Source organism: Streptomyces sp. XY006 (assembly GCF_002237655.1).
Classification (GTDB): Bacteria; Actinomycetota; Actinomycetes; order Streptomycetales; family Streptomycetaceae; genus Streptomyces; species Streptomyces levis.
Window position 1 is genome coordinate 360597 of record NZ_NOKT01000002.1, and the last position, 18562, is coordinate 379158.

Annotated in this window: 16 protein-coding genes; 9 read left to right on the top strand and 7 right to left on the bottom strand. The window is 73.9% G+C overall.

Features of this window, described 5'->3' with window-relative positions; all coding sequences use genetic code 11:
• The first annotated feature begins 116 nt into the window (after positions 1 to 116).
• Positions 117 to 4157: a glycosyl hydrolase gene (locus CHR28_RS04205; RefSeq protein ID WP_094052055.1), complete on the top strand. Its 4041-nt coding sequence runs from the start codon at positions 117 to 119 to the stop codon at positions 4155 to 4157.
• On the opposite strand, the gene CHR28_RS04210 is transcribed toward CHR28_RS04205, so the two are convergent.
• Both CHR28_RS04210 and CHR28_RS04215 read right to left on the bottom strand, forming a co-directional pair.
• Positions 4154 to 5176 carry a LacI family DNA-binding transcriptional regulator gene (locus CHR28_RS04210; protein WP_094052056.1) on the bottom strand — a complete coding sequence of 341 codons (1023 nt, stop codon included), beginning with the start codon at positions 5174 to 5176 and terminating at the stop codon, positions 4154 to 4156. The two genes, CHR28_RS04205 and CHR28_RS04210, sit on opposite strands and share 4 nt — an antisense overlap.
• A gap of 148 nt (positions 5177 to 5324) precedes the next feature.
• Positions 5325 to 5738 carry a helix-turn-helix domain-containing protein gene (locus CHR28_RS04215; protein ID WP_094052057.1) on the bottom strand — a complete coding sequence of 138 codons (414 nt, stop codon included), beginning with the start codon at positions 5736 to 5738 and terminating at the stop codon, positions 5325 to 5327.
• A 77-nt stretch (positions 5739 to 5815) separates the two neighbouring features.
• Here CHR28_RS04215 and CHR28_RS04220 point away from each other — a divergent pair, with 77 nt between their 5' ends.
• The 3 genes from CHR28_RS04220 to CHR28_RS04230 are packed head-to-tail and all read left to right on the top strand — an operon-like array spanning position 5816 to position 8511.
• Positions 5816 to 6667 (top strand): class I SAM-dependent methyltransferase, encoded by an 852-nt coding sequence (locus CHR28_RS04220; RefSeq protein ID WP_094052058.1) that lies wholly within the window; start codon positions 5816 to 5818, stop codon positions 6665 to 6667.
• A gap of 51 nt (positions 6668 to 6718) precedes the next feature.
• Positions 6719 to 7429, top strand: a complete 711-nt coding sequence (locus CHR28_RS04225) for a ThuA domain-containing protein (protein ID WP_094052059.1) — start codon at positions 6719 to 6721, stop codon at positions 7427 to 7429.
• The gene (locus CHR28_RS04230; RefSeq protein WP_094052060.1) at positions 7399 to 8511 is read left to right on the top strand and encodes a Gfo/Idh/MocA family protein; all 1113 of its coding nucleotides are present in this window, start codon (positions 7399 to 7401) and stop codon (positions 8509 to 8511) included. Before CHR28_RS04225 ends, CHR28_RS04230 begins: the two co-directional genes overlap by 31 nt.
• A gap of 5 nt (positions 8512 to 8516) precedes the next feature.
• On the opposite strand, the gene CHR28_RS04235 is transcribed toward CHR28_RS04230, so the two are convergent.
• Positions 8517 to 9995: a glutamate--cysteine ligase gene (locus CHR28_RS04235; protein ID WP_094052061.1), complete on the bottom strand. Its 1479-nt coding sequence runs from the start codon at positions 9993 to 9995 to the stop codon at positions 8517 to 8519.
• 122 nt (positions 9996 to 10117) lie between these two features.
• On the opposite strand from CHR28_RS04235, the gene CHR28_RS04240 reads away from it, so the two are divergent.
• The 3 genes from CHR28_RS04240 to CHR28_RS04250 all read left to right on the top strand — a co-directional run bounded on the left by CHR28_RS04240 (position 10118) and on the right by CHR28_RS04250 (position 13088).
• Positions 10118 to 11296: an MFS transporter gene (locus CHR28_RS04240; protein ID WP_094052062.1), complete on the top strand. Its 1179-nt coding sequence runs from the start codon at positions 10118 to 10120 to the stop codon at positions 11294 to 11296.
• A gap of 141 nt (positions 11297 to 11437) precedes the next feature.
• The gene (locus tag CHR28_RS04245; RefSeq protein ID WP_094052063.1) at positions 11438 to 12316 is read left to right on the top strand and encodes an SDR family oxidoreductase; all 879 of its coding nucleotides are present in this window, start codon (positions 11438 to 11440) and stop codon (positions 12314 to 12316) included.
• A gap of 43 nt (positions 12317 to 12359) precedes the next feature.
• On the top strand, positions 12360 to 13088 hold the full coding sequence (locus tag CHR28_RS04250; protein ID WP_094052064.1) for a maleylpyruvate isomerase family mycothiol-dependent enzyme: 729 nt from the start codon (positions 12360 to 12362) through the stop codon (positions 13086 to 13088).
• A 105-nt stretch (positions 13089 to 13193) separates the two neighbouring features.
• On the opposite strand, the gene CHR28_RS04255 is transcribed toward CHR28_RS04250, so the two are convergent.
• Entirely contained in the window at positions 13194 to 13589 is a 396-nt protein-coding gene (locus tag CHR28_RS04255; RefSeq protein WP_094052065.1) for a MarR family winged helix-turn-helix transcriptional regulator, read from the bottom strand.
• Between the two features lie 86 nt (positions 13590 to 13675).
• Between CHR28_RS04255 and CHR28_RS04260 the strand changes: the two genes are divergently transcribed.
• Both CHR28_RS04260 and CHR28_RS04265 read left to right on the top strand, forming a co-directional pair.
• Positions 13676 to 15157: an MFS transporter gene (locus CHR28_RS04260; protein WP_094052066.1), complete on the top strand. Its 1482-nt coding sequence runs from the start codon at positions 13676 to 13678 to the stop codon at positions 15155 to 15157.
• A 96-nt stretch (positions 15158 to 15253) separates the two neighbouring features.
• Positions 15254 to 15538, top strand: a complete 285-nt coding sequence (locus tag CHR28_RS04265; RefSeq protein WP_094052067.1) for a DUF6332 family protein — start codon at positions 15254 to 15256, stop codon at positions 15536 to 15538.
• Here the strand turns inward: CHR28_RS04265 and CHR28_RS04270 are convergent.
• The 3 genes from CHR28_RS04270 to CHR28_RS04280 all read right to left on the bottom strand — a co-directional run bounded on the left by CHR28_RS04270 (position 15499) and on the right by CHR28_RS04280 (position 18491).
• Positions 15499 to 16164 carry a response regulator transcription factor gene (locus tag CHR28_RS04270; protein ID WP_094052068.1) on the bottom strand — a complete coding sequence of 222 codons (666 nt, stop codon included), beginning with the start codon at positions 16162 to 16164 and terminating at the stop codon, positions 15499 to 15501. The genes CHR28_RS04265 and CHR28_RS04270 overlap by 40 nt on opposite strands.
• Before the next feature lie 198 nt (positions 16165 to 16362).
• On the bottom strand, positions 16363 to 17667 hold the full coding sequence (locus tag CHR28_RS04275) for a sensor histidine kinase (protein WP_094052069.1): 1305 nt from the start codon (positions 17665 to 17667) through the stop codon (positions 16363 to 16365).
• A 113-nt stretch (positions 17668 to 17780) separates the two neighbouring features.
• Positions 17781 to 18491, bottom strand: coding sequence for a TetR/AcrR family transcriptional regulator (locus CHR28_RS04280; RefSeq protein WP_094052070.1), 711 nt, complete (start codon positions 18489 to 18491; stop codon positions 17781 to 17783).
• Positions 18492 to 18562 lie beyond the last annotated feature (71 nt).

The window sequence follows — 18562 nt, forward strand, 5'->3', positions numbered from 1 at the left end:
CACCCGCCCTCCCGCCTCCGCGCTCTGGCGTGACTTCCGCAGCTCGCCTACGGTGAGGACGGATCGACAACGGACCGAGAACGGACGGAAAACGTTTCAGGGGAAGGACCGTCTCCGTGCTCTCCCCCACGCTCCGGCAGCTGTTCGACGACCCGCCCCGGGCGTTCGGCCCCACCCCCCTGTGGTGGTGGTCGGGCGCGAAGGTCACCCGCGACCGACTCGCCTGGCAGCTGAGGGCGTTCGCGCGGGGCGGCGTGCACAACCTCGTGGTGATCAACCTGGCCCCGGCCGGTCCGGCCTTCGGCGCCCGGGCCGACGACCCCGTCTGGTTCGGCGAGGAGTGGTGGGCGCGCTTCACCGACGCCTGCGAGATCGCCGCCGAACTGGGCACGCGGCTGTGGTTCTACGACCAGATCGGCTTCTCGGGCGCCAATGTGCAGGGGCAGGTGACGCGGCGTCACCCGGAGGCGGCCGGGCTCGCGCTGCGCTGCCGTGTGGCACGGGTCGTCCGGGGCGGGGTCGGCCTGCGGGAGGCCGAGACGCCCCTGGCCGCCTACGGTGCGCGAGGCCGGCGCCTGGACCTCGACGCGAACGGGGCGGTGGGGGCCTTCGACGGAACGGAGGTGCGGCTGGTCACGGCCGTCCCCACCGCGTTCGACTACCTGGACCCGCATGCCGTCGGCCTGTTGATGGACGCGGTCCACCACGAGTACGACCGCCGTGTGCCCGAGCACCTGGGCACGGTCGTCGCCGGCAGCTTCCAGGACGAGCTGCCCGGCACGAACGCCTGGAGCCACCGCTTCGCCGAGGAGTTCCGCACGCGGCGCGGTTACGACCTGCTCGACCATCTGCCGGCCTTGTTCGGCACGGACGCCGGGGTGGCGGAGGGGAAGGTCCGCGCCGACTACTACGCCGTCCGGGCGGAGCTCACCGAGGAGGCGCTGTTCCGGCCGCTCGCCGCGTGGCACCGGGAGCGGGGCCTGCTGCTGGGCAGCGACCAGAGCCACCCGGCCCGCGCCGGCCACCCGGCCCAGGCCACGCAGATCTACACGGACTACTTCCGCACCCACCGCTGGTACGGCGCGGCGGGCAGCGACCACCACGGCGACGCCAAGGTGCACTCCTCCATGGCGCACCTCTACGGCCACGAGCGGGTGTGGATCGAGGCGTTCCACTCCTCCGGCTGGGGCGGCACCCTGGAGGAGACCTACGCCTGGCTGCTGCCGTTCCTGCGCAGCGGCGCCAACTTGTACAACCCGCACGCCAGTTACTTCGGCACCGCGGGCGGCTGGTTCGAGTGGGCGCCGCCGTCCACCGACTGGCGCCAGCCGTACTGGAAGCAGTACCCGGCGTTCGCCCGGGCCGTGGCGCGGATCTGCTCGATCATGTCGTGGGGCGGCTACGCGGCCGACGTGGCCGTGCTGCACCCCACCGCCACCATGCAGGCGCTGCTGCCGCTGGACGCGCCCGTGCGGCACTTCGGCGACGGCCGGCTGGGCGCGGGCCACGCCGCCGCCGACGAGACACAGCGGCACTACCTGGACCTGTGCGGCACGAACAACTGGCTGGCCCCGCACGCCGGTTCCCTCGACCGGCACAGGATCTCGTTCGACGTGATCGACGACGACTCGGTGCAGCGCGCCGGGGCCGCCGATGGCGCCCTGCGGATCAGGGACCTGGCGTACCGCGCGGTGCTGCTGCCGTCGGCGAGCGTGCTGGAGGAGGGGACGGCGCGCCGGCTGGCCGAACTGCTCGACGCGGGCGGCCGGGTGGTGGCCGTCGGGCGGCCGCCCGCGACGGCGGCGGGACGCTGCGGCGACGACTCCGCCGTGGCGTCCCTGACCGCCCACCCACGACTGGAGCGCGTGCCCGACCCGGAGGCCGCGGCGGCCGTGCTGGCCGGCCTGGCCGGATACGCGACGGGTGAGGTGCCGCTGCTCGTCAGGCGGCGGGACGGCGAGGGGGTGGCGCTGGTGACGGCGGCCTTCCCGGAGATCGGCCCGCACCCGCTGCGGCCCGGCGCCGTCCCGGCCGCCGCCCACACGTCGACGGTGACCGTGCGGGCGCGGATCGCCGAGGCCGAGGTGTGGAACCCGGCGAACGGCTCCCGCCGCCCGGCGCGCGTGACGGTCTCCGGCGACGGCACCGTCTCGGAGGTCGAGGTGCCGCTGGAGGGCGCGCCCGCGGTACTGGTCGTCTGGCGCGAGGCCCGGCCGGACGAGGACCGGCCCGGCAAGGACCAACGGGACCGACCGGGCGAAGACCGGCCGGGCCAAAACCGACCCGGCGAAGACCGACCGGACGACAGCAGGCCAGACCAGAGCCGGCCGGACGAGAGCCGGCCGGGCGCGCGGGTCGTCGGCCTCTCGTCCGGCTGGCAGGGCCGGCTGGTCCCCACCCTGGACAACACCTGGGGCGACTTCGCCCTGCCCCCGGGCTCGCCCGTGGACGAACCGCAGATCTGGACCATGGAGTGGACCGAGGGCACGGGCCTGACCGAGCGGTGGGAACCGGCCCGGGCCACCTACGGCAACCGCGTCCGGGTCCTGCCCCCGGTCCCGGCCGCCGAGGCCCCCGAGCCGCTGGACGCCACGGGCGCGGAAGAGGTCCTGGCGGGTGAACGTCCGCTCGTGCCGCCGGAGTCGGGCTGGGACCTCGCGGTGTACTCGTCCAGCCGCGGCCTGCCGGACCAGGGCGGGCTGCTGGGCACCAAGGGGCTGGTGAACGAGGAGTTCGTCCGGGTTCCCGTGCCGGCCGGCGGGGCGGCCGCCCGGGTCCGGGCGATCGTGGAGACCGAGCGGCGGGGTCGCGCCGAGCTGCACGTGGGCGCGGAGGCGGTCAAGCGGGTGTGGTGGAACGGCGAGCCGCTGGTGCGGCGGGAACGCGGGTACGTGGCCTCCGCGCCGGCGACCGTGGTGCGCGGACGCAACGTTCTGGAGTACGAACTGTCCGACGCCGAGGACCGGCCGACGACGATCTCCGCCACCGGCGGCACGCCGCTCGGCAGCTTCTTCTGCCTGTCCGAGCCGGGCGGGCTCGGGTCCCGGCCGCGGTTCATGCGCCTGCCCGACGGAGTGCGGCCGGACGGCCCGGTGACCTACCGAGCACGGCTGCGGACCCCGGCCGGCGACGCCTCGGCGGTGCTGGTCGTGGGGGCCGCGTCGGCGGTCACCGTGCTGCTCGACGGCGATGTGGTGGCCCGGCAGGAGAAGGTGGAGTACTACGAGGCGGACTGGGGCGCCGTGCCGATGTACTTCCGGCACGCGCCGGTACTCGGAGCGGGCGAGCACATGCTGGAGGTCGTCGCCGGCTCCGGGGACGCGGTGTTCGTCGACCTGGTGGCGGGGACGGGCGCCGACGTGGCGGCCCTGGTCAGCGGCGCCGGCTGGGAGGCCGTGACGGGTGAGTGGCGGGGCCGGACCGTCGAGGACGAGCGCAGGCGCGGCGAGTTGCGGCACTGCCACGCAGCGGAACGGCCGCACCCGCTGCCGGACACCTCCTGGCTGACGGGCCGGCCCGTGCTCGGCGGGGCCGTGTGGCCGTGCCGGGCCACGGACGACGTCCGGGCCTCGCCCCAGCGCTTCCGGTTCACCGTGCCCCCGGGAACGGTGTCGCTTCGGCTGCCGTCGGCGCTGCCCGCGCGCGTCCGGGTCGGGGACGGGCCGGAAATCCCCTTGGAGGGCGACCTCCTGACGCTGGATCAGCCACTGGCCGCGCCGACCCGGGTCCAGGTCGTCACGGAGCCCACGGCGTTCCGGCGCGGCGGCTCCGCCTGGCTGGGACCGGTGCGGGTGCGGACCGTGCCGGCGCCACTGCCGCTGGGCGACTGGCAGGAGCTGGGGCTGGGCGGTTGGAGCGGAGGCGTGACCTATGCGCGGGAGGTCCGGGTGCCTCCGGGGGCCGATCCGGTGCTCGACCTGGGGCGGGTGCGGGGCAGCGTGGAGGTGGCACTGGACGGGGAGTTCGCCGGGGAGGCGTTCTGCGCGCCGTACCGGTTCCCGCTGCGCGGGGCGGCGGGGCGGACCGTACGGCTGGAGGTGACCGTGCGGGGGACGCTGGCGCCGTATCTCGCCGAGGCCACCCCGACGCAGTGGGCCTTCGACTCCCAGCGGGCGACGGGTCTGTTCGGGCCCGTGACGCTGCGGATCCCGTCTTAGGGCCGGTCGCCGGGCGGGCGGGTCGAGTCGCGCAGGACCAGGCCCGGGGCGAACACGCGGGTCTCGTGGACGTGGTCGGCGCGAGCCTCGATCTCGTCGAGCAGCATCTCCACGGCCGCCCGGCCGAGGTCCTCGACCGGCTGCCGGACCGTCGTCAGGGTCGTCGCGCCGAAGTCGGCGATGTCGAGGTCGCCGTAGCCGACGACCTGGACGTCCTCCGGGACGCGCACGCCCCGTTCGGCCAGCCCCCGGCACAGGCCGGCGGCGAGGAAGTCGTTGGTGCAGAAGACTCCGTCGGGCAGGTCCTTCAGGCCGCGGGCGATGTCCGTGCCGTACGCGACGGTCATCCGCTCGGCGACGACCTGGTCCAGCCGGGCCTCGCGCCGACTGCGCACGGCCTGCCGGGCGCCCTGGTAGCGGTCGGCGCACTGACGGATGCCGCGCTCGCCGTTGACGACGAGGATGTCCCGTGCCCCGCTGTCGAGGAGGTGCTGTACGGCGATGCGGCCGCCGGCGATGTCGTCGACGGAGGCCGAGCAGCCGTCCCGGTCGGGCATGGCGCGGTCGGCGAGGACCAGCGGGATGCCCCGTTCGCGCAGCCGGGCCAGCCGGCCCGGGTCGGCGCCGAGCGGCACGACGACCACGCCGACGGCCCGTTGCCCGGCGAGCATGCCGAAGTAGCCCTGCTCGCGCTCGGGGTCGTCGCCGCTGTGGCACAGCACGAGCGCATGGCCGTGGTCGTAGGCGGCGTCCGCCGCGCCGCGGGCGATGCGCGCGTAGAAGGAGTTGGTGACGTCGGGCAGCACCAGCCCGATCGCGCCGGTCCGTCCGGTGCGCAGTCCGGCGGCTGCGGGGTGCGGGACGTAGTCGAGTTCGGCGACGGCGACGCGGACGCGCTCGGCGGTGCGCGCGTTGACGCGCTCGGGCCGGTTGAGCACGTTGGACACCGTGGACACCGAGACGCCTGCGGCGGCAGCGACGTCCTGGATGCGGGCGGGGCGAGCCGGAATGGCGTCCACCCCCTCGCTGTTGCGGCCGTGCGACCAGGCACGACGGTGGCCTTCCGGGCGGCACAAGTATAACGTGGAACGTTTTTACCGGTCCGCGGCCGGCCCGCAGCCGGCCCGCAGTCGGTCTGGGTTCGGTCAGCAGTCGGTCCGGAGTCGGTCAGCGGCCTGGCACGCGCCGTCCGGGCGCCGTCGCCTCGGCCAGGAGGCGGCGGAAGGTGGGGCATTCCAGGTGGCTGGGCGCCGGGCACGCGGCGGCGTGCCGCAGGGAGTCGCGCAGCGCGCCCAGTTCGCGGATCCTGCGGTCCAGCTCGTCGGCCTTGTCCGTGAGCATCCGCCGGTCGATGCGCGGCCGGCCGTCGGGGGCGAACATGCGGGCGATCTCGTCGAGCGAGAAGCCGGCCGTGCGGCCCAGCGCGATCAGCGCCAGCCGCTCCAGCACGCCGGGGTCGTACTGGCGGCGCAGGCCCCGCCGGCCGGTCGAGGCGATCAGCCCCTTCTCCTCGTAGAAGCGCAGGGTCGAGGCGGGCAGCCCGGCGCGCTGCGCCACTTCGGCGATGTCCAGCTCCGTCATTCCCTTGACCTCAAGTCGGCTTGAAGTAGAACGCTGTCATCCCCACCGGACGAAGGCAAGCAGGAGGAGAGACGACGATGAACGCCCCGCGCAGGAGCGACGACGACCAGTCGGCCCGCTGGAACGGGCCCGCCGGACACGCCTGGGTGGACCTCCACGAGGTGCTGGACGGCATGTTCCGGCCTTTCGAGGAACTGCTCGTCGAGGCCGTGGCCACTCAGCACGCGGGCAGCGTGCTGGATGTCGGGTGCGGTACGGGTGCTGTCACGCGGGCCGTCGCCCGACGGGCCGGTCACTGCGTCGGCATCGACCTGTCCGAGCCGATGATCGGCGCCGCCCGCGCATACGCGGAACGGGAGGGCGTGCCGGCGTCCTTCGTCCGGGGCGACGCCCAGGAGTACGCGTTCGAACCGGCCGGTTTCGACGCCGTCGTCTCGCGCTTCGGTGTCATGTTCTTCGCCGATCCGGTGCGGGCGTTCACGAACCTGCGCGGTGCCGTCAAGGACGGTGGGGCGCTGCGGCTCGTGGTGTGGCGCGGTCCCGAGGAGAACCCGTTCATGACGACGGCGGAGCGCGCCGCGGCCCCCTTCGTGCCGGACCTTCCACCGCGCCGGCCCGACCAGCCGGGGCAGTTCTCCTTCGCGGATCCGGAGCGGGTCCACCGGATCCTCGCGGAGAGCGGATGGGCCGGGATCGATCTCAGGCCGGTCGACGCGGTCTGCACGCTGCCCGAGAAGGAACTCGTCCGCTACTTCACCCGGCTCGGTCCCCTCGGCCTGGTGCTGCCCGGGGCGGACGAGGCGACCCGCGCGCGCATCGTCGACGCGGTCCGTCCCGCGTTCGAGCCCTTCGTGCAGGGGCCGGACGTCCGTTTCACGGCGGCCTGTTGGGCGGTCTCCGCGCAGGCCGTACCCGCGAAACTTTCGTAACACTCTGCCCTCTTTTCGAAAGGCGGGCGCCGTGCGCATAGTGAGATCACGATGACGCAGAAGAGAGCGCTGGTTGTCCGAGGCGGTTGGGAAGGCCACGAGCCGGTCAAGGCGACGGAGCTGTTCCTGCCCTTCCTCCGGGACAACGGATACGCCGTCCGGGTCGAGGAGTCGACCGACGTCTACGCCGACACCGCCGAGATGGCCCGCACCGACCTCGTGGTGCAGTGCGTGACGATGTCTCAGATCACGCCCGAGGAGCTGGCGGGACTGAGCTCGGCGGTCGTCGCCGGCACCGGCTTCACCGGCTGGCACGGCGGTATCGCCGACTCCTTCCGTGCGTCGGCCGAGTATCTGCACCTGGTGGGCGGTCAGTTCGCCACGCACCCCGGCAGGGAACCGTGCGAGCGGCGGGGCGAGGCGGCGGACAACTTCCTGCCGCACACCATCGCCGTCACCGAGGCCGGCCGGGCGCACCCGGTCACGGCGGGCGTCGAGGACTTCGAACTGCACACCGAGCAGTACTGGGTGCTGCACGACGACCTCGTCGACGTCCTGGCGACCACCACGCACCCGGTCCGGGCGTGGGAGCCCTGGCACCGGCCGGTCACCTCGCCTGCGGTCTGGACGCGCCACTGGGGCGCCGGGCGGATCGTGGTGACGACCCCCGGGCACAGCCTCGACGTGCTGGAGCACCCCCAGGTCCGCACCATCATCGAAAGGGGCATGCTGTGGGCGACGCGCACCGCGTCGGCGTCGTAGGGCTCGGGGTCATCTCGGGGGCCTATCTGGACACGCTCGCCGGCCATCCCGCCGTACGCGTCACCGCGGTCGCCGACCTCGACGCCGCCCGGTCGGCGGCTGCGGCCGCCGCGCTGCCGGACGCCCGGGCGCTGACCGTAGAGGAGTTGCTGGGCAGCCCGGACGTCGACACGGTCCTGAACCTCACCACACCGGCGGCCCACGCCGGGATCGCCCTCGGGGCGATCGCCCACGGCAAGCACGTCTACGGGGAGAAGCCCCTGGCGGCGGGCCTGGAGGAGGCCCGGGCCGTGCTGGCGGCCGCCGCGGGCGCCGGTGTCCGGGTGGGGTGTGCGCCGGACACCGTGCTGGGGACGGGAGTGCAGACGGCCCGCGCGGCCGTGGAGGCGGGCACCATCGGCCGCCCCCTGTCCGCCTCGGCCGTGATGGTCACCCCGGGCCACGAACGCTGGCACCCCCACCCGGACTTCTACTACACGGCCGGCGGCGGCCCGCTGCTGGACATGGGCCCGTACTACCTCACGTCCCTCATCCATCTGCTGGGCCCGGTGCGTGCCGTGACCGGCGCGGCCGGCCGGCTGCGTACGGAGCGGGTCATCGGTTCCGGCCCGCGCGCGGGCGAGCGGATACCGGTGGAGGTGGACAGCCATGTCTCGGGTGTCCTGGAGCATGTGAACGGGACGCTGACGACCTTGACGACGAGCTTCGACGGGGTCGCCACCACGGCCGCCCCGATCGAGGTGCACGGCGAGAAGGGCAGCCTCTCGGTGCCCGACCCGAACCGCTTCGACGGCGAGGTGCGGCTCCACGCCCTGGGCGACACCCGGTGGCGCGCCCTGCCCGTGACGGCCGGTTACCAGGACGGGGCACGTGGCATCGGCCTGCTGGACTTCCTGTCCTGCGACGGGCGGCGGGCGAACGGCGAGGTCGCCCTGCACGTCCTGGAGACGATGACCGCCCTGCTCCGTTCCGCGGCGCAGGGGCGGCGCGTGGAGCTGACGACGTCGGCGGCGGTGCCAGCGCCCGTGCCGCTGACGGCGGCCGCCGACTGGCGGGGCCGGTCCGCGGTCGGCTCCGTGTGACTCCGTCAGTCCACCGGCCAGGTGTGCGCGGGCGCGTTCATGTGCATGTAGTCCATGTACGTCCTGGTCATCTGCCGCAGGGCCTCACGCCGGTCGGAGAGGCCGGCTTTCTCCAGGTGGTGCACCGTCTCCGCCTGCCACAGCGCGCCGTTGCGGGCGGTGACGCAGCGCTGCTCGATGATGCCCAGCAGCGGTTCGCGCCACTCGGCGTCCATGCCGGCCAGCTCCAGGCCCCGGTGGGCCAGGGGCAGCAGGCGGCGCAACACCAGTTCCGTGACGGGCACTTCGCCCACGCCGGGCCAGTACAGGCGGGCGTCGATGCCGTCGCGGGCGGCGGTGTGCAGGTTCTCCTCGGCGACCGAGAAGGACATCCGTGTCCACACCGGCCGGTCCTCGTCGACCAGGGCGCGGGTCAGGCCGTAGTAGAAGGCGCCGTTGGCGATGATGTCGGCCACCGTGGGCCCGGCGGGCAGGACCCGGTTCTCGATGCGCAGGTGCGGGCCGCTGTCGGTGACCGCGTAGATGGGGCGGTTCCAGCGGTAGATCGTGCCGTTGTGGAGGGTGAGTTCGCCCAGCTGCGGGACCCGGCCGCTGTCGAGCTCCCGCTGCGGGTCCTCGTCCTCGCACAGCGGCAGCAGGGCCGGGAAGTAGCGGACGTTCTCCTCGAAGAGGTCGAAGACGCTGGTGATCCAGCGCTCCCCGAACCACACCCGGGGCCGCACACCCTGGGCCTTGATCTCCTCGGGCCGGGTGTCGGTGGCCTGCTCGAACAGGGGGATGCGGGTCTCGCGCCACAGCTCCTTGCCGAACAGGAAGGGCGAGTTCGCCGCGAGGGCGATCTGCACGCCCGCGATGGCCTGGGCGGCGTTCCAGTACTGCGGGAACTCCCGGGGGGCGACCTGGAGGTGGAACTGGGTGCTGGTGCAGGCCGCCTCGGGCGTGATGGTGTCGGCGTACGTCGACAGGCGCTCCACGCCGTCGACCGTGATCCGCAGGTCTTCGCCGCGCGCCGCGAAGATCTGCTCGTTGAGCAGCCGGTAGCGGGGGTCCCCGGAGAGGGCGGCTCCGCTCACGTCCGACTCCCCCAGCGTCGGCAGGATGCCCACCATGATCAGGTGGGCGCCGACGGCGGAGGCGCGGTCCTCGGCGTGGTTGAGGGCGTCGCGGATCGCCTGCTCCCAGTCGCCCGGTCCGCCGGTCGTCAGCTCCCGGGGCGGGATGTTGATCTCCAGGTTGAAGCGGCCCAGCTCGCTGGACCAGGCCGGGTCGGCGATGGCCTGCAGCACGTCGGTGTTCCGCATCGCCGGCAGGCCGTGGTCGTCCACGAGGTTGAGCTCGATCTCCAGCCCGACCCGGGGACGCTCGCTCTCGAAGCCGGACTCGCGCAGCATCTGCGCCAGCACCTCGAGGTCGGTGTGCATCTTCTCCCGGTACCGGCGGCGGTCCTCTCGTGTGAACACGAGGGCCGGCACGTCACGTCCCATCGTGCCCTCCGGAGCTCCTTCGGCGGATGCGTACCGTCCAAGCCTCGCACCTTGTCCCCGGGCCCGCACCCACCTAGCCTGACTTTGTGCCGCAAATAAACAAATCCCGAACGCACAGTGCCGTGCCGGGCAACGGCGACTCCCTCACCCGACTCCGAGCCGTCCTCACCGTCTTCTTCGCCCTGGACGGCTTCGTCTTCGCCGGCTGGGTCGTCCGGATCCCGGCGATCAAGGAACAGACGAACGCCTCCGCCAGCGCCCTCGGGCTCGCCCTGCTGGGCGTCTCCGCGGGCGCCGTCGTCACCATGACCCTCACCGGGCGGCTGTGCCGCCGCTACGGCAACCACCGGGTCACCGTCGTCTGCGCGGTCCTGCTCTCGCTCAGCGTCGCCCTGCCCCCGCTCACCCGTTCGGCCCTCGCGCTCGGTCTCGTCCTGCTGCTGTTCGGCGCCGCGTACGGCGGGATCAACGTCGCCTTCAACAGCGCCGCCGTCGAACTCGTCGCCGCGCTGCGACGGCCGATCATGCCGAGCTTCCACGCCGCGTTCAGCCTGGGCGGCATGATCGGCGCGGGGCTGGGCGGGCTGGTCGCGGGATCCCTCTCCCCCACCCGCCACCTGCTGCTGCTCACGGCCGTCGGGCTGGTGGTGACCGCGGCGGCGGGCCCCACGCTGCTGCGGCACGAACCGCCGGCGCCCCCGGAGCGGGAGCGCCCGGGGGACACCGCCCCGCGCCGCCTGGACGGCCGCACGCGGGTCCTGGTGCTCGTCTTCGGGCTGATCGCCGGATGCACCGCGTACGGCGAGGGGGCGCTGGCCGACTGGGGCGCCCTGCACCTGGAACAGGACCTGGACGCCTCCGCCGGTGCCGCGGCCGCCGGCTACTCCTGCTTCGCGCTCGCCATGACGGTGGGCCGGCTGACCGGCACCACCCTGCTGGAACGCCTGGGGCGGACCCGGACCGTCGTCGCCGGCGGCACCACCGCGGCGGCCGGCATGCTCCTCGGCTCCCTCGCGCCGTCCCTGTGGGCGGCCCTGCTCGGCTACGCGGTCACGGGCCTCGGCCTCGCGAACCTCTTCCCGGTGGCCGTCGAGCGGGCCGGCGCCCTGGCCGGGCCGAGCGGCGTGGCCACGGCCTCCACGCTGGGCTACGGGGGCATGCTGCTCGGCCCGCCCGCGATCGGCTTCATGGCGGACTGGTTCACGCTGCCCGCCGCGCTGACCAGCGTGGCGCTGCTGGCCGCGGTGGCGGCGGTGGTCGGGGCGCTGGTGGCCCGGCCCGCAGGCCGGGCCGGCGGATGACCCGCGTACCGCCGTCCGGGTGAACGGCGGCCCGGCTCGGACTTCCTCCCGCAAGGAGATCGGCACCGTCGCGATCCTGGGTACCCGTGGCCACGCCCGATGTGATCACCGGGCCGTACGTCATCACCAGGAGGAAGACCCGTGACCGAACAGCAGCACCCCGGCGAGCAGCACCCGACCCCGGAGTTTCCCTCCCAGGACCAGCCGCACCCGGGCTGGACGGGCCCCATGGACCCGCCCCCGGACCACGGTGAGGAGTCGTACCGCGGCAGCGGCCGGCTCGACGGCCGCAAGGCAGTGATCACCGGCGGGGACTCCGGGATCGGCCGCGCGGTCGCCCTGGCGTTCGCCCGCGAGGGTGCCGACGTGCTCTTCACCCACCTCGACGACGAGAAGGACGACGCCGCCGAGACCGCCCGGCTGGTCCAGGAGGCCGGACGGCGTGCCGTGCCCGTCGCCTGCGACATCCGCGAGGAGGACAACTGCCGGGCGCTGATCGGCCGCGCCGTGGAGGAGTTCGGCCGGATCGACATCCTGGTGAACAACGCGGCCTACCAGATGTCGCAGCCCGACGGCATCGAGGCGATCTCCACCGAGCAGTTCGACCGCGTGCTGCGCACGAACCTCTACGGCATGTTCTGGCTGTGCAAGATGGCCCTGCCGCACATCCCGGAGGGCGGCAGCATCATCAACTCCACGTCGGTGCAGGCTTACAAGCCCAGTCCGCACCTGCTGGACTACGCGATGACCAAGGGCGCCATCGTCACGTTCACCCAGGGCCTCGCGCAGATGGTGATCGACCGGGGCGTGCGCGTCAACGCCGTGGCGCCGGGCCCGGTGTGGACGCCGCTGATCCCGGCGACGCTGCCGGACACGCAGTCCTTCGGCAAGCAGGCGCCCATCGGACGGCCCGCGCAGCCCGCCGAGATGGCACCGGCGTACGTGTTCCTGGCCTCGCAGGAGGCCTCGTACATCACGGCCGAGATCGTCAACGCCACGGGCGGCACCCCGCTGCCGTAAAACCCGGCGCGGGGCACGCGCCCCGTACGGCAGACTCGGCGCCATGGAGACCGCCGAGTTGCTGCAAGCGCTTCGGGCCGAGGGCACACTGCTGGCCTCGGCCGCCGAACAGGCCGGGACGGACGCCAAGGTGCCGGCCTGCCCGCGGTGGCAGGTGCGCGATCTGCTGCGGCACACGGGGGCGGTGCATCGCTGGGCCGCTTCGTACCTCATCGAGCGGCACACCGAGCGCCGCCCCCTGACCGAACCCGCCGGCCTCGACGGGGCGGAGCTGATCGCCTGGTACCGCGACAGCCACCGCCTCCTCGTCGACGCCCTGGCCGGCGCCCCGTCCGACCTGGACTGCTGGGCCTTCCTGCCCGCGCCGTCCCCGCTGGCCTTCTGGACCCGACGGCAGGCGCACGAGACGGCCGTGCACCGCTTCGACGCGGAGTCGGCCCGTGGCGGCGAACCGACCGCCGTCACCCCGCGGTTCGCGACCGACGGCATCGACGAGCTGCTGCGCGGCTTCCACGCCCGGACCCGCAGCCGGGTGCGCACTCCGGAGCCGCGCGTGCTGCGCGTGCGCACGGACGACACCGACGCGGTGTGGACCGTACGGCTGTCCCCCGAGCCGCCCGTGACCGAGCGGGGCGCGTCCGGGGAGGCAGAGTGCGAACTGTCCGGCCCGGCCGCCCAGTTGTACCTGGCCCTGTGGAACCGCGCTCCCCTGCCGTCGGTCACGGGCGACCCGGCGCTCGCCGAACTGTGGCGGGAGACGTCGGCGATCTGACCGGCCCGGCTGTCCGGTGCCGCGCCCGGCCGGGCCCGGCCGGTCCGCCCCGCCATCGGGGTTCAAGCGTCTGGGCTCAGCCGTCCGGAGTCAGCCGTTTCGGGCTCAGCCGTCCGCGAGCATCCGCGCCAGTACCGCGCGCTGCACCGGCAGTACCTCGCCGTGCAGCGCGCGCCCCTCGGCCGTGAGGGAGACCCGGACGCCCCGCCGGTCCTCGGGGCACATGCAGCGCTCGACGAGCCCTTCCTTCGCCAGCCGGGCGATCAGCCGCGAGAGCGCGCTCTGGCTCAGGTGCACCCGCTCGGCGATCTCCTGCACGCGGTAGGCCGGCCCGCCCTTCGGCGTCCGGCGGCGGGCGAGGACGTCCAGCACCTCGAAGTCACTGGCGCACAGGCCGTGGCCGTGCAGCGCGCGGTCCAGTTCGCACTGGGTGCGCGCGTGCAGCGCCAGGATGTCGCGCCACCGTTCGACGAGCGCCTGTTCGGCCTGCTTCACCGCCATGCGCGGCACCGTAACAGAAGACCCGATTTGTTGCACCTGAATTAAATGCATTTGCATTCCATGCATGCGCATGTAATGTCTCGGGCATGACCTCTCCGCTCACCACCCCGACGTCCGACGGGCGTTGGACCCCCCGGCTGTGGGGCACCCTGCTGGTGCTCTGCGCCGCGATGTTCCTGGACGCCCTGGACGTGTCGATGGTCGGCGTCGCGCTGCCGTCCATCGGCGCCGACCTCGGCCTGTCGACCTCCGCGCTGCAATGGATCGTCAGCGGCTACATCCTCGGCTACGGCGGTCTGCTGCTCCTCGGCGGACGCACCGCCGACCTGCTGGGCCGGCGCCAGGTCTTCCTGGTGGCCCTGGGCGTCTTCGCGCTGGCCTCGCTGCTCGGCGGTCTCGTCGACTCCGGCCCGCTGGTCATCGCCAGCCGCTTCATCAAGGGCCTGAGCGCGGCCTTCACGGCCCCCGCCGGCCTGTCCATCATCACCACGACGTTCCCCGAGGGCCCGCTGCGCAACCGGGCGCTGGCCATCTACACCACCTGCGCGGCCACCGGCTTCTCCATGGGCCTGGTCCTGTCCGGCCTGCTCACCGAGGCCAGTTGGCGTCTGACGATGCTGCTGCCCGCGCCCATCGCGCTGATCGCGCTCGTCGCCGGCCTGAAGCTGCTGCCGCGCAGCGAACGGGAGAAGGACCACAACGGCTACGACATCCCCGGCGCCGTCCTCGGCACCGCGTCGATGCTGCTGCTGGTCTTCACCGTCGTCCAGGCACCGGAGGCCGGCTGGGCTTCGGCCCGCACCCTGCTGTCCTTCCTCGCCGTGGCCGCGCTGCTGACCGCGTTCGTCCTGGTCGAAAGGCGCTCGCCCGGTCCGCTGATCCGGCTCGGCGTGCTGCGCTCCGGCAGCCAGATCCGCGCCCAGCTCGGCGCGATGACCTTCTTCGGCTCCTACGTGGGCTTCCAGTTCCTCGCGACGCTCTACATGCAGTCCCTGCTGGGCTGGTCGGCGCTGCACACCGCGCTCGCCTTCCTGCCCGCTGGCGCACTGGTGGCGGCGTCCTCGACGAAGGTGGGCGCGATCGTGGACCGGTTCGGCACCCCGCGGCTGATCGCGGCCGGCTTCGCGCTCATGGTCGTCGGATACGCGCTGTTCCTGCGCGTCGACCTCGACCCGGTGTACGCCGCTGTGATCCTGCCGAGCATGCTGCTGATCGGCGCGGCCTGCGCCCTGGTCTTCCCCTCGCTCAACATCCAGGCCACCAACGGCGTCGACGACCACGAGCAGGGCATGGTCTCCGGACTGCTCAACACCTCGGTGCAGGTGGGCGGCGCGATCTTCCTGGCCGCGGTCACGGCGGTGGTGACGGCGAACTCCCCCGCGGGCGAAGGCGCCTCCCCGCAGGCCGTACTCGACAGCTACCGGCCCGGCCTGGTGGTCGTCACACTCATCGCCCTCGCCGGCCTGCTGATCACCCTCACCGGCCTGCGGACCCGCCGCGAGCGGCCGTCCGTCGTGGTCGCCGTGTCCACCCCGAAGGAGGCGGAGCGCGTCGCCGTGCGCGACTAGGGCCGGTCGATCGGCCAGGCCCTGCGGGGGACCGCCTCCCCGTGTGCCCGGCGGGCTGCCTTGCCCGCCGGGCACACGCCTGTTTGACTCGCCCGTATGACCGCTCATGGGGGACGGCGCACGCAGGCCGAGCGCGATGCGATCACCGTCGAGATCGGATACGCGCTGTGCAGTGCCGCCTTCGCCGCGGCGGTCGTCTTCGGGGCCGTGGCCGGGCCCGCGCTCCTGTTCGACCTCCCCGACACGGCGGAGCTGCTGCTGGTGCGCGCCGGGCTGGTGCTGGCGCCCGTGCTGTTCGTCGCCCGGGTCGCCAGTGTGCTGCTGCCCTTCCGGGCGGCGGGTCAGCCCAGCCAGCCCGGCCGCACCAACCCCGACTCGTAGGCCAGCACGACCAGTTGGGCCCGGTCGCGCGCGCCGAGCTTCACCATGGTGCGGCTGACGTGGGTCTTCGCGGTGAGCGGACTGACCACCAGGCGGCGGGCGATCTCCTCGTTGGACAGACCGATCCCGACCAGGGCCATCACCTCCCGCTCCCGCTCGGTCAGCCAGTCCAGGGCGCCGGCCGCCGCGGGTTCCTTGGAGCGGGCCGCGAACTCGGCGATCAGCCGGCGCGTCACCCCCGGCGAGAGCAGCGCGTCGCCCGCGACCACCGCCCTGACCGCACGCAGGAGTTCGTCCGGCTCGGTGTCCTTGACCAGGAAGCCGGAGGCGCCCGAGCGGATCGCCTCGAAGACGTACTCGTCCAGTTCGAAGGTGGTCAGCATGACGACCTTCACGCCCGGCAGGGCCGGGTCCCCGGTGACCCGCCGGGTCGCGGCCAGACCGTCGAGCCCGGGCATGCGGATGTCCATCAGGACGACGTCCGGGCGCAGTTCGCGGATCCGCCGTACGGCCTCCTCGCCGTCGGCCGCCTCCGCGGCGACCTCGATGTCCGGCTGCGCGTCGAGCAGCGCCCGGAACCCGGCCCTGACCAGTGACTGGTCGTCGGCGAGCAGTACGCGGATCACTGTGCTCCTCCTGACGTGGTTCCGGGGGCGACGCGGATCACCGTCGCCCTCCTGAGTGCTCCCGGGGGCGACGCGGATCACCGTCGCCCTCATGACGTGGCTCCGGGGGCGACGCGGATCACCGTCGTCCTCCTGACGTGGTCCCGGGGCGACGCGGATCACCGTCGCCCTCCTGACGTGGTCCCGGGGCGACGCGGATCACCGTCGCCCTCCTGACGTGGTCCCGGGGGCGGGCCGGGGTCCGGTGGACGCCTTGAGCGGCAGTACCGCGAGCACCCGGAACCCGCCGTCCGGGCGGGGTCCCGCCGCGATGGTGCCGCCCAGCGCGGCGGCCCGCTCGCGCATGCCGGCCAGCCCGTTGCCGCTGCCGCCGGCCTCGGCGCCGGTCGAGGGCCCGTCGTCGTCCACGCGCAGGCGCAGCACGTCCGCGTCGTGCGCGAGGTGCACGCGCGCGTGGCGGGAACCGGAGTGCCGTACGACGTTCGTCAGGGCCTCCTGGAGGATGCGGAACGCGGCGAGGTCGGTGCCGGGCGCGAGGTCCGGCGGCCGCCCTTCGACGGTGACGGTCAGCCCCGCGCTCGCCGCCTGCTCCACCAGCTCGGGCAGCCGGTCGAGGCCGGGGGCGGGAGTGCGCGGCGCGGCACCGGGCGCGCGCAGGGTGTCCAGCACCTGCCGCACCTCGCCGAGCGCCTCCTTGCTCTTGGCCTTGATCGTGGTGAGCGCCGAACGGGCCTGCTCCGGGTCGCTGTCCAGCAGCGCGAGCCCGACGCCCGCCTGCACGTTGATGACGGAGATGCTGTGGGCCAGCACGTCGTGCAGCTCCCGGGCGATCCGCAGCCGCTCCTCGTCGGCCCGCCGTCGCGCGGCCTCGGCGCGCTCGGCCCGTTCACGCGCCCACTGCTCGCGCCGCACCCGGAACAGCTCCGCCACCGCCGTGATCGCGACCACCCACGTGGCGACGACGAGCTCCGCGCTCCACGGAGCCGGGGAGTCCCCCGACGGCGGCAGCCACTGGTACAGCCAGTGCGCCACGAGCACGTGCCCGGCCCACAGCGTCCCCATCGCCGCCCAGGCCGCCCGGCGGTGCCCGGCGACGATGGCGCTGAAGCAGGCCAGCGCGACGGTGAGCAGCACCGGCCCGTAGGGATACCCGGCCCCGAGGTAGACCATGACGGCGCCGGCCGTACCGAACACCACGGCGACCGGATACCGCTTCCGCCACAGCAACAGGCCAGCGGCCACCACCAGCAGCACCCGCGCGAAGGGGTCCAGGGCGGCCCGCTCGCCCTCCTGCCCGTGCGCCGCGAAGGCGGAACCGGCCAGCACGAAGGCGAGGACAGCGGCGGTGGACCGCCAGGGCCACCGGGGCGGACGCTCCCCGTCGGCCCAGTGGTCCCACCGGCCCCACCGGCCCCACCGGCCCCACCGATCCGGACGGTCCCATCGGGGAGGCCCGTGCCACCACCACCGCGGCGGACCGCCCCGCGCACGCTGCTCGTCCATACCGGCCACGCTAGACGCCGCTGTCGGGGGCGGCGTCCCCCGCGCGGGGTGATCACGGGTACTCCCCGGGAAGTACAGGGCCGACCGGGTGCCGGGCCCCACAGGGACGGTCGTTACGCGGCCGGACCCCGCTGCGGGTACACCAGTCCCACCCCCTGGGCGAGTTGCCCCGCCGCGTGCCGGAAGAACGCCGCCCGGTCCTCCACCAGCCGGTTGAACTGGCCGAACACCTCGAAGCCCACGAGCCCGAACAACTGGGCCCAGGCCGCGACGAGGGCCGTCACGGTCTCCGGCGGCAGGTCCGGGGCGAGGTCGGCGGCCATGCGCTCGGCCTCCGGGCGCAGCTCGCCGGGGAGGGTGGGACGGGCCAGGCCGAGCCCCCGGTAGGCGTCACGGGCGATGCCGATGAGCAACAGGCCGACGCGGGAGGCCGCCGGGACGGTGGCCTGGGGTGCGGTGTAGCCGGGGACGGGCGAGCCGTAGATGAGCGCGTACTCGTGCGGGTGCGCGAGCGCCCACTCCCGCACCGCCTCGCACACGGCGGTCCACCGCTGGGCGGGGCCGGCGCCGGCCGCCTCCGCGTGGGCCGCCTCCGCGCTCCCGCCGAGGGAGTCGTAGGCGTCGATGATGAGGGCGGTCAGCAGGTCGTCACGGCTCGGGAAGTAGCGGTACAGCGCGGAGGACACCATGCCCAGCTCGCGGGCCACGGCCCGCAGGGAGAGCCGGGCGGCGCCCTCCGCCGCGAGCTGTCTGCGGGCCTCGTCCTTGATGGCCGCGGTGACTTCGATCCTGGCCCGGGCCCGGGCGCCGTGTGCGGTGGTCATGCGGGGCAGTGTGCCAGTGATGGGAGAGCGGCGCACACAGACAAGAGCGGTGCACACAGACAAGAGCAGCA

Coding starts and splice junctions, on each gene's coding strand:
- CHR28_RS04215 (WP_094052057.1), bottom strand. CDS start 5,738: ATGACGGAGCTGGACATCGCCGAAGTGGCGCAGCGCGCCGGGCTGCCC.
- CHR28_RS04220 (WP_094052058.1), top strand. CDS start 5,816: ATGAACGCCCCGCGCAGGAGCGACGACGACCAGTCGGCCCGCTGGAAC.
- CHR28_RS04225 (WP_094052059.1), top strand. CDS start 6,719: ATGACGCAGAAGAGAGCGCTGGTTGTCCGAGGCGGTTGGGAAGGCCAC.
- CHR28_RS04235 (WP_094052061.1), bottom strand. CDS start 9,995: ATGGGACGTGACGTGCCGGCCCTCGTGTTCACACGAGAGGACCGCCGC.
- CHR28_RS04250 (WP_094052064.1), top strand. CDS start 12,360: ATGGAGACCGCCGAGTTGCTGCAAGCGCTTCGGGCCGAGGGCACACTG.
- CHR28_RS04255 (WP_094052065.1), bottom strand. CDS start 13,589: ATGGCGGTGAAGCAGGCCGAACAGGCGCTCGTCGAACGGTGGCGCGAC.
- CHR28_RS04260 (WP_094052066.1), top strand. CDS start 13,676: ATGACCTCTCCGCTCACCACCCCGACGTCCGACGGGCGTTGGACCCCC.
- CHR28_RS04265 (WP_094052067.1), top strand. CDS start 15,254: ATGACCGCTCATGGGGGACGGCGCACGCAGGCCGAGCGCGATGCGATC.
- CHR28_RS04275 (WP_094052069.1), bottom strand. CDS start 17,667: ATGGACGAGCAGCGTGCGCGGGGCGGTCCGCCGCGGTGGTGGTGGCAC.
- CHR28_RS04280 (WP_094052070.1), bottom strand. CDS start 18,491: ATGACCACCGCACACGGCGCCCGGGCCCGGGCCAGGATCGAAGTCACC.